Raw genomic sequence first — 17,419 nt, forward strand, 5'->3', positions numbered from 1 at the left:
GGTATTTTGCAGCAGTGCAAAGTTCAATATCTCATTATATCAAATCGGGACTGGCGGGGACACCCCGCCTTCGGCCTCTCCGCAGCGCCGCCTGACGTGCCTATTCGCTCGTTGCCTTCCTGCGACCTCGCCATAGAACCGTCGGGCGTGCCTATTCGCTCGCTGCGATCCTGCGACCCGCCGTAGAGCCGCCTGGCGTGCCTATTCGCTCGCTGCCATCCTGCGACCTCACCATAGAGCCGCCTGACGTGCCTATTCGCTCGCTGCCATCCTGCGACCTCACCATAGAACCGTCTGACGTGCCTATTCGCTCACTGCCATCCTGCGACCTCACCATAGAACCGTCTGACGTGCCTATTCGCTCACTGCCATCCTGCGACCTCACCATAGAGCCGTCTGACGAGCATATCCCCTCGTTCCCTTCCCTCAACCTCACCATAGAGCCGCCTCACGAGCTAACTGAATCCTGCCAACCGGAACAAACTTCCTCACATCGCGCTTCAGTTTCGCCGCACGAGGCGCCGCGTTCCGCGCAGCTCTTGCAAATTCCCCGCCCCGATTCCGAACATGGCCGCTTTCAGTTCGAACTCAACCCGCGCGAACAGCTCGTCCAGCTTATCGGCGGAGTCGAGCGCGGGCGCAAGCAGCGCCTTCCCGAACGCGACGGCGTCGGCTCCGAGCGCCAGCGCTTTGGCGGCCTCCACGCCGTTCGTCATGCCGCCGCTCGCGATCAGAGTCGTATCCGGCGCTGCCTCTCTCGCCTCCCGAATGCATTCCGCGGTCGGATTGCCCCAATCCTCAAAAGCATCTGACGCTATTTTTCGAAGCCGGTCCTTCGTCCGATATTTCTCAACTTTGATCCAGGAGGTGCCCCCCGCCCCCGCCACGTCCACGAACGACACGCCGATGTCGGCGAGCATCCGGACAGTCTCTCCGTCGATCCCCATCCCGACTTCCTTCACACCGACCGGAAACTCCGCTTCCTTGCACAGTTCAGCGATCCGTCGCGCCAATCCCCGGAAATTGGTGTCCCCTCCGTCCTGAAATACCTCCTGCATCCCGTTAAGATGCAGAACGAGCGCATCCGCGCCCGTCATCTCCACCGCTCTGCGGCATTCCGCAATGCCGTAACCGTAGTTCAGTTGCGCCGCACCCAGATTCGCCAGCAAGGGCACGTCGGGCGCGATTTGCCTCACCCGATAAGACGCTGCGGAATCCGGAGCTTCGATCGCCGCACGCAGCGAACCGAGGCCCATCGCCCAGCCGTGTCGCTGCGCCGCTTCCGCCAGACGCACGTTGATGCGGCCCGCTTCGTCCGTTCCGCCCGTCATTGAACTGACGACGAACGGCGCCTTTAAGTTGCGACCCAGAAACGAGGAATCCAGCCGAATATCGGCAAAATCGAGCTCAGGCAGCGCAAGGTGCCGAAAGCGGTAACGATCGAATCCCGTTCCTTCACCCCAGCCTTCCACGTCCTCGCGCAAACAGATTTCGATATGTTCCCTTTTTCTGCGTTTGATTTCCGTCTCCGGGCTCATCTCTGCTGCCGCTTCAACGTTCTTCTCGTCCATGTCCCGGAACCCCCCAAGTCGTCTGATATGTCTTCATCTATCTTGAATACCAATGTCTAACCCCATACTACACGCATTCTATCCTCAATTGCGACCCATTTATTACAATGGTGCTCGACAATGCCCCCATTCACATTATCCCCTTCCGTCAGCCCGTTAGCTAGCATCACACCTATCGTTCATTCCTTTTACAGGTATCCCTTCCCGTCAGTTCGTTCTATCTCTCTCCTTTCATTCTCTGCGTCTTTTGTCGGTATCCCCTTCATTCAGTTCACGCCATACCCCGTTCTACCGCTTTTTCGCCCCTTTGTCGCTATTCCTTCCGGTCAGTTCATGCCGTAGCTGAACGTTAATTCGTAGCTGTGGGGATGATCAACTGATTAAACGGAATAACTATCGCAAAACGCTGATAACCAGATTTCTGAGCTGTTGGGATACTGACAAATGGAGGATAGGTCATGGCCGATCTCGCAGGAGGCGTACGGCCAACCTGATTGGACGGGATATCGGCAAAAGAACAGAAAAGGCACTACGTACATATTCAGAATGTGGCGCAGATAAGCTGATTGGACGGGATACCGGCAAAAGAGCGAAAAAGACACTACGTACATATTCAGAATGTGGCGCAGATAAGCTGATTGGACGGGATATCGGCAATAGAGGCAGAGAACGATAAACCCCGCCGCCGGATCTCTGCATCCACAATAAAACAGCCTTAGTCCGGCGAATTACCGAACTAAGGCCGCCCAGTTACAGCTGCTTGTTCTTCAGGGCATGAATCAGATGCTTCTCTTTCTCCGCCAGCTCTGTTATCTGACGAACCATTGTATCGACGTCTATATCCTCCCATTTCGAATGCTTCAGCACATAATGGATCGACTCCGAGATGCCGGAGCACTCGGCTGCGGCTTGAACGAGGGACATCTCGAACGACATCGCCTCAAGAAATCTGGAGAACAGCAGACGGGAACCGAACATAATGGCGAAGAAAAACCTGAATTTCTCCTGATCCGCCTGCAGCTGCTTGGGCAACTGCTCCTTCACGACCGCATACGTGGCAAGATCATCGGAGAAGCCGTTCAGCCACTCCGTATATTTGTCCATCAGCATTTTCGGATCGACATGAACGCCGCCAAGATCCGCATAGGTCATTCCTCTGGCCGCTCCCGGAGCCGAGTTAAACGACTTGACAAGCATTTCTTCGCTCATCTCTCCGTAAAACACCGGCGGGTCCTGGACGACAAACTTGGCCTCTTTGCCCGGCACGTAATCGTGAATAATAAAGGAATGAAACGATCTATACTTCCGATAATGCTCCCGATGCGGAATATAATAATTGCACAGCCAGGAAAAAATCGACGTCCCCCCCTTCAGCAGTTGAACGATCTGCTCCTTTGCCGAATGGAACTTGGGATACCTTTGATCGACAATTTGAACGCCCAACAGCTTGAAATCGTCCTGTTTGCTCAGGCAGCCCGTTTCGAACAGCCAACGGTTTTGGTTTTTGGTAAATAAATGCTCGTAGACGGTTTTCGTATTTTCCAAGGTGTTGTAGAAATAATAATCGACGGGAACTCCTTTGGATCTCAGGTAGGCCACCACTTGCGCGTTGCGGCAATTAAAATAGTTCTCCTCGTACTCAAACAACGTTGCGTTCAGCGTATGCATCGTTTGCTGCGTGTTCATCATATCCTCCCCTTAATGTAAGATTAATATGGACGCAGACGAGCTTATTGCTCGGCCCGTCGGCAACGCCTGTTATCTCGCAGGTATCCCCTCCTTAACTTGATCTAAAATGGCAGCGATCCGGATCGCCAATTCGTTCGCTCGCTGCTGCAAAAACAGATGCCCGCCTTCGAAAGCCGCGCACTCCACCCGCTCGGCCCATTTCAGCCATGCGGATGCGTCTTCTCTCGTAAATACGCTGTCCTCCGTCCCGTAAAAGACGTGAAGCGGCGTTTGCAGCCGCTGTTCGCTGGGACATGTATAGGTTGCGATCGCATCGTAGTCCGCGCGAAGAATCGGCAGGAAGTAGTCCACAAACGGACCGCAGCGAAGCAGCTCCTCCGGAATGCCGCCGAACGAAGCGACGTGCTCCAGCAAAGCTTGATCGTCCTTGTAGTCGGCGGGCGGACAATCCGGGGCGGGGCATCCCGATACGATCACCGCCGCCGGAGCCGCCCCGGCCAGCTCCAGCAGCTGTGCCATGCGATGAACGATTTTGCCGCCCATGCTGTGGCCCAGCAGCACATAGGGGGGCTTAAAATAGGCGCGAAGCCGATCGAGATACAACCGCACGAGCGCTTCCAGGTTGTTCAGCAGCGGCTCCGGGTTGGAACCGTGCCCCGGAGGGTCGATCGATATGACCTGCCAGTCGCACCGAAGCTCCTCCTGCAGCGGCTTAAACGCGGCCGAATAACCTCCCGCATAGGGGATGCAGATCAGACGCTTGCCGCTAACCGCGGAACAATCGAATACTTTAATCATATTGTCCATCTACAGTTCGACCTCTTTTTGCGTCGCTGCCGTTTCCGGCGCCCATTTGTTCAGGCTCCAGCCGTAGTATACAAACAGGACAAAAGTAATGGCGGCAAGCCCGAAATAAGCGCTCTCCAAGCTGATGATTCGCGGATAAAACGCCAGCACCAGTCCCAGGGCGATAGAATGCGCCAGCATCATGATCGGCTCCAGCCAGGCGGCCACCCGCCCCATTTTGCTCGCTTCCACGATTTGCGGCAGCCAGCCTCCCAGCGCGACGTTGACGGGAGCGATGCACATGCCGGCAAGCGTAACCCCGATCAAATACGTCCAGATGTCGGCGATCATCGCGAACACAACGGCCAACAGGCTGATGAGCAGCAGCCCCGTGTTGATGACGATGTGCGGCTTCAGCTTTTGCAGCGCCCAGGAGCCGGCGATGCTGCCGAGAAAGAAGCCGACGCCCAGAAAGACCGCGAACAGCGCCATATACTGCTCGTACTGATCGGGAACCAATTTGTACTTCAGGGTAAACATCGGAATAACGGCCAGCGTGCCGTTAATCAAGCCGAACACCAAATAGCCCAGCATAATCGACAGCAGCAGACGATAGCGGAGGATGTATTTCATGCCCGCCGTAAAATCGGCCATGACCGGTTTAAGCCCCAGACTTCGCCATTCGGAACGCCCATTCGGCAATCTGACCTCGAGCGGAATGCGGCAGGAGCGAATGAGCAGCGCGGATGCGATCATGCTGATTCCGTCGATCACGATTGCCCAGACAATGCCCAAATACAAATAGGCAGCTGCTCCCAGCCCCATGCCGAATACGATAAATACCCCCGACACCATCTGGTTTAGCCCCGCCGCCTGCATGAGCTGCTTCTCCTCAAGAATGCCCTGCACGAGCGCGAGCTGCGCCGGAACAAAAAATTTGGACACGGCGCTGCGCAGAAACAGCAGTACAAATACGAGAGCAAGCAGGTCCAACGCAAGCGCGCCTAAAATAAACAGCGTAAGGACAGTCCGTATCCAGTCCGAGTTTTCCGCGATTTTCGCCCGGTCGAACCGGTCGGCGACGACTCCGACAATAAAGAATATGAACACGCTCGGCACCGCGGACATTAGCTCGGCTGCGGTCGCATAACCCGGCTGCTCGCTAAAGCGATCCAGCAAATAAAACACAAACGCCATATTGCCCAAAATCGTGCCCATCTGCGAGGTTAAAGAAGCCGAGAACAGCCGGACAAAATTACGGTTTCTTAAAACTTCCACGGCGTACGCCTCCTTTCTTAACGAAACAGCAAGCGGCTGATCGCCTGCGCCCCCGATTGCAGTGCCCGGACGGGAATTCTTTCGTTCGCGGCATGGATCAACTCGGTAAAGGCGAAGGACTTGGGCAGATCCATCGGCAGAAACCCGTAGGTTTGAATACCCAATCCGGCATAAAAGCGGCTGTCCGTCGAGCCGGTCAACACATACGGAATCGGAACGCCTTGCGGGTCCTGTTCGTGCAAAATGGCAGCCAGCGTCGGGAACAGCTCCAGATTGACGGCGTCGGGAAAAGGATCGTGCAGCAGCACCTCGTATTCCAGCTCATACCCGATCACCTTGTTCAATTCCTTCATTAAATCCGCTGGCTCGAACCCCGGCAGCAGCCGTCCGTCGATTTTCAACTCGATTTGCTCGGGGATTGCATTCACCGCCAATCCGCCCTGTATGACCGTAATGTTGGCCGTATTGTAGAACAAGGGTGCCAGCATTGCTCCCTTATCTCCCAGCAATTTCAAAATCGTCGAAGTCCATCCGGGATGCAGCAATTGCCGAAACAGCCGCTTCTGCGGCGGCCGCATCGCATCCGCCATCGCCTCGATCATCGTCCGCACCGCCGAGGTAATGTGCGCCGGAAACCGCAGCGGACGCAATCTCCGGATGATATCGCCCAGCATCGCGACCGCGCTCTTGTTTTGGGCTTGCGAGCCGTGGCCTCCGGAACCCTTAATCGTCGTTTGCAGCCAGCACAATCTTTTCTCCGCCACCATAATCGGATAAAACTTCCGCTTCCCGACATAGAACGAGAACCCGCCGAACTCGCCGATCGCATGCCGAATGCCCGCAAACTGCTCGGCATGGTTTTCCACGAGAAATTTCGACCCGTACTTCCCTCCCGCTTCTTCGTCGGAGACAATCGCCAGGACCAGATCCCTGGGCAGCTCCTCCTCGCGGGATTTCGCCTCCAGGAAAGCGGCCAGCAGCATGGCGACGCCGCCCTTCATGTCCAGAGCTCCGCGCCCCCAGACGCAGTCGTCGTAGATTTCGCCGCTGAACGGAGGAACGTTCCAGCTTTGTCCGTCGGTCGGCACGACGTCCACATGCCCGTACAGCAGCAGAGGCGGAGCCTGTCCGCTGCCGCGAATTCTGGCGATCAGGTTAGGCCGGTTGGCGTCAAGAGCCAGCAGCGTGCTCTCGATGCCGCTCCGGCGCAGCAGCTCTTCGATATACAAAATGCATTCCCGCTCGTTGCCGGGCGGATTCGTCGTATTATAAGAGATCAGCTTTTGCAAGATGGCCGCCGGATCGTGCCTGTTCTCCATTTGCGTCTCCTCCGTCTCCTCTGTGAACGGTTACTTTTCCAGCACCAGATACCCGACCCCGAAGTCGATCCCGGCCAACAGAAGCAGCAGTTTGCTCCCCGGCGGAATCTCGCGCTCCCGCTCCAACTGCCGCAGGCTCGCATACGGATCGTTGCCGAGCAGGTTGACGTCCGGCCACTGCCGTCTCACGAAAAACACGGTCGACGTTTGCCGGCATTTGTCCTCCACCGCGCGGCAGAAAGCGTCCGACAGCCGCTGGCAAAGGACGTAATCGATGCGGCCGTGGATCGACCAGGCTTGCTGAAGCAGCCTTTGGGCGTGATCGCTCATCAGCTTCTCCGCAAGCCGATACTCTCTTTCCTTCCAGAGAGGATACGACAAGGGGATGCCGTCGGCAAACTTCCGCGCCTCAACGATCCGATAATCTCCGGCGGAGGAAGACAGCAGCATGACGGAGGCGCTGTCCCCGCGCAAATAACCCGTAAATTGATAGCGCAGCTCGGCAAATTCCACCCGATCCGCCACGACCAGCAGTCCCAGCTTGTCCGGCTGCTTCCGCATCGCCGACTCGGCCAGCCGGAGGGCGCTCAGGCTGGCCAAGCTGCCGCTTTGACTGAGCATGAGCGAGATGCAGTCGTTCATTTCGAACTGACGTTTGATTTTCAAGGAAGGCAGCATGTAAGCTTGCTCCAACGTCTCGTGACAGTAAAACAAGCAATCCATCTTGGTCAAATTCATGCCCAGCGCTTGAATGGCGCCTATCGCCGCTTGACTGCCGGATTCCGTAAACACGGGAACTTCCGGCGCCGCCGAAGCGGCCGCCTGCTCCCGCATTCCGGCGCGAAATTCGCGATAATGCTCAGGAGTCGGAAAGAACACCTCGCTGAATTCGTCCTGAGGCTGGAAATCGCCGCCTCTCCCGTCGCCGCAAGAAATGGGCTGCGACTTAGGCACATCCAGCTGTCCGATCGACAAGTACAGGTTGCTCACGAATCGCTCTACCTCGCTTTATAGTCAGTTCAATATTGGTGGAGCGCGCAGCCCATAAACCCGCCGTAGCCCACGTTAATCGTAATATAGTAATCTCCCTGCTTAAGCGCTCCCTCCGCAATTGCCTGAGCAAGATTGTATTGGATGTCCGAGCTGGGCAGATGCCCCACCTCGCGCGTCTTCACATAGAACTTCTCGAGCGGCGCGCGCAGCAGGTAAGCGACGGTCTCCCAAGCCTTCAAGCTGACGTTGGAGCCGACAATGAGCTTCACGTCGTCCAGCGACAGCTTCGCTTGCTTGAGAATGGACTGGATCGCGCCGCGAATGCCCAGGAAGAAGGTGGTGTTAAAGAGCGCCACGCCTTCTGCGTTCGATTGGTCGTACACATATCCGTCTTGATTAAACACTTCATAGGTTTTGTGGCCTGCGCCATACGGTGTGAGCAAGCAGGCCGAGGCGCTGTCGCCGCACAAATAAAATTCGGTCAGCTTGTGCGAGTTAACGCTTAATTTGTCTACGGCAACGATAAGAATCGCTCCCTCGTCGCGGCTTGCGTCAAACAGATGAGTCGCCATCCGCAAGGCCATATGGAACGAGGCGCACGTCTGCTTCCCGATCGAATAGATGTCCGCGCCGCGAAGCTGCTCGTACTTGTGAAGCAGCGCTTTGAACACATTATGCTGCAGCCCCCAGTTGCCTCCGTTGACGAACATCAGCACTTGAATCGGAAGCGAATTTCTGTCCAGCAAGGGCGTGCACGCCGCAGCAATCATTTCTTCCACGGACAGCTCCGTTTCGAACGGGGCCTGCATAAACCCGTAGTCCCGTTGAAAAGCTTCGATCTGCGCCTCCGTAATCGTCATGCCCTGCCGCCGCAAATGCGCTGCGCCGTCGCGAACCGAAAATCGCGATTCAGGGATGTAATGCGAAAGATCGGCTATGGCAAAGCGCGCCTGCTTGTTCGTCGGCCCGGTTAATGCTTGGTCCGCAACAGCGTTTCCCATAACGCTACCTCCTTGGCAAACAAGGATTCGGCGAGCTTACAGCACTGCGGCCGATCCAGCTTGCGCTGGATCGAAGCCTTCATAAAAAGCTGTTTGACGAAATCCCAGCCGCTGCGAATCTCTTGAATCTGTGCCAGCAGCCGCTCGAACGTATCCGCCGGAATCAAAGACAGCTCGCGCAACGAACGAATCAACGATTCGTTCGCCTTGTGACGATTGGCAATAATGTTGATGCCGACCACGCTGTAGGTGAGATAATCGTTCAGCCTGCTCTCGTCCAGCTCCACGTTCCACTGCCCTTCCAGCGAGAAGCTGCGAATCTCGCGAATCAGCCGATCCGCGTGAAAGCATACCTCCTGCAGCGTCAGCTCGTAAGGCGGAATCTCCTCGCGGACGCTGTACTTCAAGACGGGCGGCAGCACGTAGTCGGGGTTTGTGCGGCACTCCGAATTTTCGTAGGACACGATCAGCCTTTCCTCCGGAATGGCGTGCTCCATATATCCGTCCAGGTTGTCGTCGATCACGTAGTAGGTGGACGCGGCCTCGTCGTAGCCGTTAAACAGCGAGTAATGGTACCAATGGAACTTCTGATAGGCCATGCTGTTCGGAATCCAGTAAAATAAATCGACATTCAGGCTGAAAATCTGATTGGCCTTGCATAGCTCGCGAATTTCGTGCAAGTAGCTGTCCCGGTCGGGGAAATGATGAAGAACGAGCGGCCCAAACACTTTGGAAAGGGAGAAGTCATGGTTCTTCCGCCCTTCGTTCCGATACAGAAAATCCAAATAATACATCGAATCGATCGTCGGATACCGGAACAGCGGATCGGTGGCCGCTTCCCAGCGAAAATATTGATAGGAATTCAAGTAGGCGGCATAGCGATAGCTCGGCTCATAGGTACAGGCTACGGAGAACATTTGGTTGAGGATGCAGTTCATCCAAAACTCGTCAAAAGGCTTGATCCGATTCGAGTATTTCATCCTTTTCTCCCCTGTCATGATCTTTTCTTCTTCATTCTGTTTCCGGGAGCCAGCTCTTCGACGATCACGCATTTCTGCGGAATTCCCCACACCGGCAGTTTGTCGCGGCAGAACGCTCTCATGCGCGCTCTAAACTCGGCGGCGGGCAGGCGGTCCCGCAGTTGAACGGTAGCGGTAATCATCGTGCCGGTAATGAGATTTTGCTCGCCGGCAACGGAAACCTCGATCACTTCGTCCATTTGCAGCAGCACGTTTTCGATTTCGACCGGATAAATTTTTTCCCCGCCGATGTTGATCATTTCCGACTGCCGTCCCCGAATGCGAAAATACTCTCCGTCGCACTCTGCGGCGTCCCCTGTTCGATACCAGCCATCCTCCGTAAACCGGCTTTCGGCGTTCAAATAGCCCAGCATCGTAAATTCCGACTTGACCTCCAGCAGCCCGTCCACGATCCGCGTCTCGTAATCCTCGCCCTTGAACTTCATCCATAAGGAATCCGGTGAGCGCGACGAAGATCGGATAATGCCGATCTCCGACATGCCGTAGCTTTGCAGCAAGCCCACCTGCGGCAAAACCTCGCGAATACGCGTCAAGGTATGCTCGTTCATCGCCTCCGTACCGTAATTGATCAGCTCCAGACTGCTCAGATCGTGCCGTCGGTACGCCTCGCTCAGCAAGAGCAGGTTCAGGAACGTCGGCGATGCCGGCAGCACCTGAACTTTGTGCCGGGCAATCGCGGCGCATACCCGGTCCGGCGAACGGTCCTCCAGCGCCACGATGCAGCCGCCGCTCGACAGCGCGTTCAGAACGGTATTGATTCCGCCGATATGATCGAAGAACAGGAAGCCCATGATCCGCTTGCCCGCCCTGACGCGGTCCGTCGCAAACTTCTTCAGCATGACGGTAAAATCGTGGACGGTCGCTTTGCTTTTGCCGGTGGAACCGGAGGAAAACAAAATGAGGCCCGGATGCTCGCGCTCCTGAAGCGAGATGAGCAGCTCATGCGAAGTCCGCGTCGGGAACGAGGACACGGACACCCGATCCTCCGCATCCATTGCCAGCACAAGCTGAGCCTGTGCGATCTCGTAAATCTCCTCCTTCCGGCTGTCCATGCCGCTTGTCAGCGGAACGATCAGGCATTCCCGATCAATCAGAGCGAACATAAACGCGAGCGTGCCCGGCGTAAAATCGCCCTCAAGCACAACTACGCTTCCCGCTTGAACCCGGTACCGGTCGAGCAGCGAGCGGCACTCTTCGATGCTTTCCAGCAGCCTCGCATAGCTGTAAGACTCGCCTTTCCATATAATCGCTTCTTTCGAGCCGCAGTCTCGAAATCTCTCAAGCAGGAAGCGAGTATGCAACTTCACACCCCTCCCAAGTAGAGACATTGTCCCGTAATAAAATCGCTCTCTTTGCGGATAAAGAAATCGACCGCATTGGCTACGTCCTCGAACGTGCCCATTCGCTGAATCGCCTGCCGCGCGATCAGGTCGTCCATTTTCGCACGCGGCACGGTGCGGATCAGATCGGTCATGACCGGAGTCGGCCCGACGCAGTTGACGGTAATGCCATACTCCGCGTATTCTCTGGCGGCAATCTCGGAGAAGGAGACGATCGCGGCTTTGGAGGCCGCGTAGATCGATTCCCCGGTCAGCTGCAGCGGGTACGCCACCGTTGAGAAATTGACGATACGACCGTAGCGATGCTTCATCATGAGCTTGGCAGCTTCCCGCGCAAATAAAAATGTGCCCTTCACATTCGTGTCGAAGATGCTTGTCACGGTGGATAACGGTGTTAGCAGGCTGTGGTTCATCGAGGCGATTCCGGCGTTATTGATCATATTGTCCAGGCGGCCGTATTTTTTCTTGACGTGCTTGAAAACCCGCTTCACGTCCGCTTCATCCGCCACATCGGCGACGATGTGATCGTAACGATCGTGCGTCCAATCCGCCTCGTTCCGGCTGCAGCCGACGACAGAGTGGCCAAGATCGGCATAGTACCGGGCGAGATATTGGCCGATTCCTTTGCGCGTGCCCGTAATGACGGTAACCGGTACACTCATACCGCCGCCTCCTCCTGCAGCAGCTCGTCGATGTACTCCGCCAGCGTTCCGACCGTTCTGAAGGGCGTGGACGATCGCGACATCGCTTTCTCGCTCGTTAACGTAATGCCGCCGGATTCCAGATTGTCGTTGACTCGCTCTTCCGCGAGCACGATAAAGCTGACCAACTCCAGCGAATTCAATACGGCTCCCTCGCCGAACAGCACCGTCGTCTCGCTCATCTCGATTGCGGCTTCCTTGGCGCTCAAAATCTCTTCCAGAGCCGGATAAACGATGTCACCCAAAATCGCTTCCATGGATTGCGGCTTATTCGTATTCGTTGTCATGGCGCTCTTCCTTTCCTGCTTGCGATTTTTTTAGCTGCTCCATGTGCGAAGCCAACGCTTGGATCGTGTTGTGCTCGACGATGTTCAAGCCGTCCATCGGGAAACCTCTGTCCTCCAGCTCGATTTGCACCCGAACGGCTTGAATCGACTGGCCGCCCAGATCGAAAAAGCTGTCGTTGATGCCGATCTTGTCCAGGTTCAGCACTTCCCGCCAGATCGCCGCGATTTGCTCCTCCAGTTCGTTCGTCGGTCCCTCGTAGCTCTCCAGATGAGACTTTCTCCCTTCCAGATGCGGCAAAGCTTTGCGATCGATTTTGCCATTCGACGTTAACGGCATCTCGTCAATCTGTACAAAATACGATGGGATCATAAAGCTGGGCAAATCCTTCAGCACGGCTTCTCTCAACGTGTTCAAGGAAAGCTCGGCGTCGGCGACAAAGTAGGCGCACAAGCGGCTGTATCCCGCGCCGCCCTCCTCCGCTTCCGCCGTCACGACGACCTCGCGAATCGACGGGCATTTCAGCAGTTGAATTTCGACCTCGCTCAGCTCGATCCGATAACCGCGAATTTTCACCTGACGGTCTATTCGGCCCAAATAAACCGCGTTGCCGTCCGGCAGCCATTTCGCCAGGTCGCCGGTACGGTACATTCGCTCGCCGGAAAGCCACGGATGCTCGACAAAGCTTCTGGCCGTCAGGTCCGGCCGGTGAATGTAGCCCCGCGCCAAGCCTTTGCCGGAGATGCACAGCTCCCCGGCGACGCCTATCGGAACGGGCAGGTCCCCGGCGCCCAGGATGTAAGCTTGGTTGTTGTAGAGCGGTCGGCCGATCGGCACATTTTTTCCTTCGGGCGAACGCGAGCGATACACATACATGTTGGAGCAGATCGTCGTTTCCGTCGGGCCGTAGCCGTTAACGATGGACATCGCGGGATTCAGCTCGATAAATTGCTCCAGCACCGTGTCCTTGATCGGCTCGACGCCGACCAGCATTTTATTCAGCTTGATCTTGTCGCGATGCTCGGCCAAGCCTTTGGCTGCAGCGGACAAAATCGTCGGCGGAATGTAGGCGAACGTAATCCGCTTATGCACAATCGTCTCGACCAAAGGTTTGACGTTGACGAAATTGCGCATATCGTACAGCACGAGCGTGCCCCCGAACACGAGCGGCATAAACAGCTCGCATACACTGACGTCAAAGGAAATGTTGGTTAAGCCTAGACCGCGATCGTTCGGACCAAACGTCTCGCCGCAGTGCCGGTTCATCGTGTAGGCGAAATTGTGAAAGGAACGATGCTCGATCATGACGCCTTTCGGATCGCCCGTCGAACCGGAGGTGTAGATGACGTACATGAGATCGCGGGCGGTTTGCACCGGCTGCAGGTCGCTCTTATCCCCTTCGTACAGGCCGTCGTCCAGCAGATCCAGCACTTCCTTGTCCTCTCCCGGATTCCAGACCCCTGCCGCGTTCGTCAGCACAATGCTCGCCCGGCAATTGTTCAGCATGAACGACTTGCGCGCCTCGGGATATTCCGGATCGATCGGCAGGTACGCGCCCCCGGCCTTTAGCACGGCCAGGATGCCGATCATCATCTCCGGCGACGGATACGTCAGCAGGCCGACAACCTCATCGGCTTTGACGCCCTTGCTTCTTAGCAGGCGCGCAAGCTGGTTGGCTTTCTCGTTCAATTCTCCGTAGGTGATGAATCGATCCTCAAGCTCGACGGCCGGCTGCGCCGGATTCAACCAGGCCTGCCGCTCGAACATCTGATGAATCATTAAACTCTCGTCATATTCCCCCGACATCTCGTTGAATTCCACCGTCATCCGCCGCCATTGCCGCTCCGTGAGCATGTTCAGCTCGCCGATGGCCGTTTGTGGATATGCGCTGCATTGCTTCAGCAATTCGATATAGTGCTCCATCATTTGCTCGACCGTCTGCTGCCGGAACAGATCGGTGCAGTATTCCACGATCAGTTCCATGCGGTTGCCCCGTTCCACGGCTTGCACCATCAAGTCGAACTTGGCCGTATTCGAAGCGATCGGATAGGAGCTCAGCTCGAAATGCTCTCCCGTCATCCCCGGCATTTTCAAATTTTGCATGATGAACATCGTATCGAAGATCGGATTGCGGCTTAAATCCGTGAACCCCAGCTCCCGCACCAGATCGTCGAACGGAAAATCCTGATTCTGGTACGCTTGCAGCGAATAGGCTTTAACCTCGCCAAGAAACTGCTCGTACGTCTTGCTGGGCGAAGGCTTGTTCAGAAACACCAGCGTATTGATGAACATCCCGACAAGCCCGCCTAAATCCGGATGCAGCCGTCCCGCAATCGGGGTGCCGACAGCTATCTCTTCATTATTGGAATATTTCGCCAACAGGATTTGATAGACGCTCATCATGACCATAAACAAGGACGTATTCGCTTCGCGAGCGAATTGCTTCAACTGCTGTGTCAGCTCGTCTTCGAGCTCAAGGAAAATCGTATGCCCTCTCTCGCTTTTGACCGGCGGTCGTACAAAGTCTGTGGGCAGATCCAGAATCGGCGGCTCGCCCGCCAAAGCTTCCAGCCAGAACCGCTTCTGCTTGGCCAATTCGGTCGATTGCAAGATTTCCCGCTCCCAGACCGAATAATCCTTATACTGCAGCTCCAATGGCGACAACTGCTGTCCGTCGTACAGAGCGACAAATTCCCGAACCAGTATCCCCATCGACGTGCCGTCCGAGATAATATGATGCATGTCGAACAGCAGCATATATTCCTCGCGGTCCAGTTCGAACGCAAACACACGGAACAATGGCGCGCTGCCTAAATCATAGGGCTGAATGCACTGCCGAATCCGAGCGTCGATCTCGTCCTCCGAAGCTTCCGCCCAAGCGATTTCGATGGAAACCTCGTCATGGATGCGCTGAACCGGATCGCCGCCGTAAAAATGAAAGCTGGTACGCAAGCTCTCATGCCGATCGACGAGCTGCTTCAGCGTCTTCTCCAACCGGGTGCGATCGAGCCTCCCTCTCAGCCGCAGCGCTTCGGATAAGTTGTAATTGGTGCTGCCCGGCTGCAGCCGATCCAGCAGCAGCAGCCGCTTCTGCGCGGACGAGACAGGATAGGCCGTCTGCGCGGACACCGGAACCAAAGGCAGAAGCTTGTCCGCTCCCGCCGTCCCGCTCTTGGACTGCCGAACGAATCGGGCCAAGTTCAGCACCGTTCCCTGCTGCAAAACATCTGTAATGGCAATCGGAACGCCCAGCAGCCGCTCGATCTCATGAACGACCTGCATCGCAATAATCGAATCTCCGCCAAGCTGATAGAAGTGCTCGGTGACGTCGATTTCTTCAAACCCCAACATTTTGCCCACGATTTGCCCGATGCCGTCTTCCAGCGAGTCGTATTCTCCCGAGGCTTTGCCTGCAAGCTTAACTCGGTTGGCAGAGGCTCGCGCCTCCGTTTCGGTCTCCGCTGCGGCTGCGGCCGCCACCGGCGCGACAATGACCGGGATCAAGCCGGAGTGCTCCACATTCGGCTTGATCCAGCAGCGATAGGGCTGGAACGAATAAGTGGGCAGGTGCAGCCGTTTCCTGCGCTCGCCGGCATACACGCCGGACCAATCGACGTTAGCGCCCTGCGCGTAATCTCTGGCCAGCGCCTCTTCCGCCGACGCATCCGCCAAATCTGCCTCTCCATCCCCGGCATGATCCGGTTGTCCGCCTGATGCCAGCATTTTTGCCCCGATAAAAACGCCTCTTGCGCTTCCCGCTAGAGCGAGATCCGCCGAAGCCGCCGGCGAGGACGCCATAAACTGAATCTGCTCCAGCTTATGGCGCAATTCCGGCACGTCCCGCACTGCGCAGGCGATCCGATAATCGTAATGCCCTCTGCCCGCGCTGGAGGTGAAGCAAATGTCCCGAACGGACAACCGCTCCGCGCTCTCTTGATAGAGGAACGAGATATAGTCTTCGATCATTCGGAGAAGGGAGTCGCGGCTTCTCGCCGACAGGGTGAACACGGAGCCGCCCTGCGCCTCTTCGTCCGTACGCTCCTCGTCGCCCGGTTGCGGGCTCTCCTCCAAAATAACGTGACAGTTCGTACCGCTCATGCCGAAGGCGCTTACTCCGGCTCTTCTAGGAGCGGCCGCCTTTTCCCACTTTCTCGCACGATCGTTGATGTATACAGGAGAACGGATAAAATCGATGGCCGAATTCGGTTGCGTAAAATGAATCGTTGGCGGGATTATACGCTTCTTCAGGGAGAGCGCAGCTTTCACTAAACCGGCGATCCCTGCAGCGTGGTCCAAATGACCAATGTTGCTTTTTACCGAACCGATAGCACAAAATTGATTCGCCTCCGTCGAGTTTCGGAATGCCCGCGTAATCCCTTCGATCTCGATAGGATCTCCCAGCACGGTGCCCGTCCCATGGGCTTCGATGCAGGAGATCGTCTCCGGCTCCACATTCGCATCTCGCCAGGCCTGCACGATGACGTCTTCCTGCGCGGCGGCGTTCGGCGCGGTAATGCCGACCGAGCTGCCGTCCTGATTGGCGGCGCTGCCTTTAATGACGGCATAGATGCTGTCGCCGGCGTCGATCGCCTGCTGCAGCGGCTTCAGCAGCACGCCGATGACCCCTTCTCCCCCGCCCGTTCCGTCCGCGCGAATGTCGAACGGCTTCGCCCGCCCGTCGGCCGACGCGATTCCGACGCTGATGCCGAGATCGACCGGAAACGTATAGAGCTTGGAGCTGCCGACCAGCGCAAGCTCGCATTCTCCATTGCGAATCGCCTGGCAGGCAAGGTGCACGGCAACGAGCGAGGACGAGCATGCCGTATCCACCATAAGAGCCGGTCCCTTGAAGTCCAGCAAATAGGCGATCCGACTGGCGATCATCGAGCTGAGGTTGCCGGGAATGGCCAGTCCGAGCGATTGCGGGTCCAGCGCTTCGATCATCCGTTTGTAATCGTGAAAGCTGTCGGCGTTATACCCGAGGAACACCCCTGTTCTGCTCCCCCTCAGCGCATCCCCTCCGTAACCCGCATCCTCGATCGTCTGCCAGGCCGTCTGCAGAAACAGCCGCTGATTGGGATTCATCAGGCTCGCTTCCTTGGGAGACAGGCGAAAAAAGCTGTAGTCGAACGTACTGATGTCATCCAAAAAGGCGCATTCCAGCAGCTTCGCGGATTTTCGGTCAATATGCAGTCTGTGCATGTAATCTTCAATGTCACGCAGCCGGTTTTCCGGAAGCGGTCCGATACAATCCAAGCCTTGCTCCAGGTTCTCCCAAAATTGCTCCAGGGTGCTTGCATGAGGCAGCTTGGCGGACATGCCGATAATCGCGATGTCTCTGTTTGATACTTCCGAAATTTCAATCGCGTCTTCTTCATCGTCTCGCAAGCGGATCGATTGAAATTGCAGCATGCTA

The 17,419-nt window shown here is 56.4% G+C and carries 11 protein-coding genes and 1 pseudogene; all 12 read right to left on the reverse strand.

Annotated elements, in window-relative coordinates:
- Nucleotides 1–500: 500 nt before the first annotated feature.
- A complete protein-coding gene (gene fni / locus B0G52_RS05825; RefSeq protein WP_233162407.1) occupies nt 501–1,571 on the reverse strand; it encodes a type 2 isopentenyl-diphosphate Delta-isomerase in 1,071 nt (356 codons plus the stop codon).
- A 750-nt stretch (nt 1,572–2,321) separates the two neighbouring features.
- Nucleotides 2,322–3,257 (reverse strand): hypothetical protein, encoded by a 936-nt coding sequence (locus tag B0G52_RS05830; protein ID WP_094042592.1) that lies wholly within the window; start codon nt 3,255–3,257, stop codon nt 2,322–2,324.
- A gap of 72 nt (nt 3,258–3,329) precedes the next feature.
- A complete protein-coding gene (locus B0G52_RS05835; RefSeq protein WP_094042593.1) occupies nt 3,330–4,067 on the reverse strand; it encodes a thioesterase II family protein in 738 nt (245 codons plus the stop codon).
- The gene (locus B0G52_RS05840) at nt 4,068–5,324 is read right to left on the reverse strand and encodes an MFS transporter (protein WP_094042594.1); all 1,257 of its coding nucleotides are present in this window, start codon (nt 5,322–5,324) and stop codon (nt 4,068–4,070) included.
- A gap of 17 nt (nt 5,325–5,341) precedes the next feature.
- Nucleotides 5,342–6,649 (reverse strand): annotated as a pseudogene (locus B0G52_RS05845) (M20/M25/M40 family metallo-hydrolase); the annotation flags it as partial.
- Nucleotides 6,650–6,673: 24 nt separating this feature from the next.
- Nucleotides 6,674–7,633: a beta-ketoacyl-[acyl-carrier-protein] synthase family protein gene (locus tag B0G52_RS05850; RefSeq protein ID WP_094042596.1), complete on the reverse strand. Its 960-nt coding sequence runs from the start codon at nt 7,631–7,633 to the stop codon at nt 6,674–6,676.
- Between the two features lie 29 nt (nt 7,634–7,662).
- Entirely contained in the window at nt 7,663–8,637 is a 975-nt protein-coding gene (locus tag B0G52_RS05855) for a 3-oxoacyl-[acyl-carrier-protein] synthase III C-terminal domain-containing protein (RefSeq protein ID WP_094042597.1), read from the reverse strand.
- Nucleotides 8,607–9,617, reverse strand: coding sequence for a hypothetical protein (locus B0G52_RS05860; protein ID WP_094042598.1), 1,011 nt, complete (start codon nt 9,615–9,617; stop codon nt 8,607–8,609). Before B0G52_RS05860 ends, B0G52_RS05855 begins: the two co-directional genes overlap by 31 nt.
- A 14-nt stretch (nt 9,618–9,631) precedes the next feature.
- Nucleotides 9,632–10,978: an ANL family adenylate-forming protein gene (locus tag B0G52_RS05865; RefSeq protein ID WP_198960604.1), complete on the reverse strand. Its 1,347-nt coding sequence runs from the start codon at nt 10,976–10,978 to the stop codon at nt 9,632–9,634.
- 2 nt (nt 10,979–10,980) lie between these two features.
- A complete protein-coding gene (locus tag B0G52_RS05870) occupies nt 10,981–11,679 on the reverse strand; it encodes an SDR family NAD(P)-dependent oxidoreductase (protein WP_094042600.1) in 699 nt (232 codons plus the stop codon).
- Nucleotides 11,676–12,005, reverse strand: a complete 330-nt coding sequence (locus B0G52_RS05875; RefSeq protein ID WP_094042601.1) for a hypothetical protein — start codon at nt 12,003–12,005, stop codon at nt 11,676–11,678. The genes B0G52_RS05870 and B0G52_RS05875 overlap by 4 nt, the downstream gene beginning before the upstream one ends.
- Complete coding sequence (locus B0G52_RS05880; protein WP_094042602.1) at nt 11,986–17,415, reverse strand: non-ribosomal peptide synthetase; 5,430 nt, start codon at nt 17,413–17,415, stop codon at nt 11,986–11,988. Before B0G52_RS05880 ends, B0G52_RS05875 begins: the two co-directional genes overlap by 20 nt.
- Nucleotides 17,416–17,419: the final 4 nt, after the last annotated feature.

Source organism: Cohnella sp. SGD-V74, from assembly GCF_003001675.1.
Taxonomy (GTDB): Bacteria; Bacillota; Bacilli; order Paenibacillales; family Paenibacillaceae; genus Cohnella.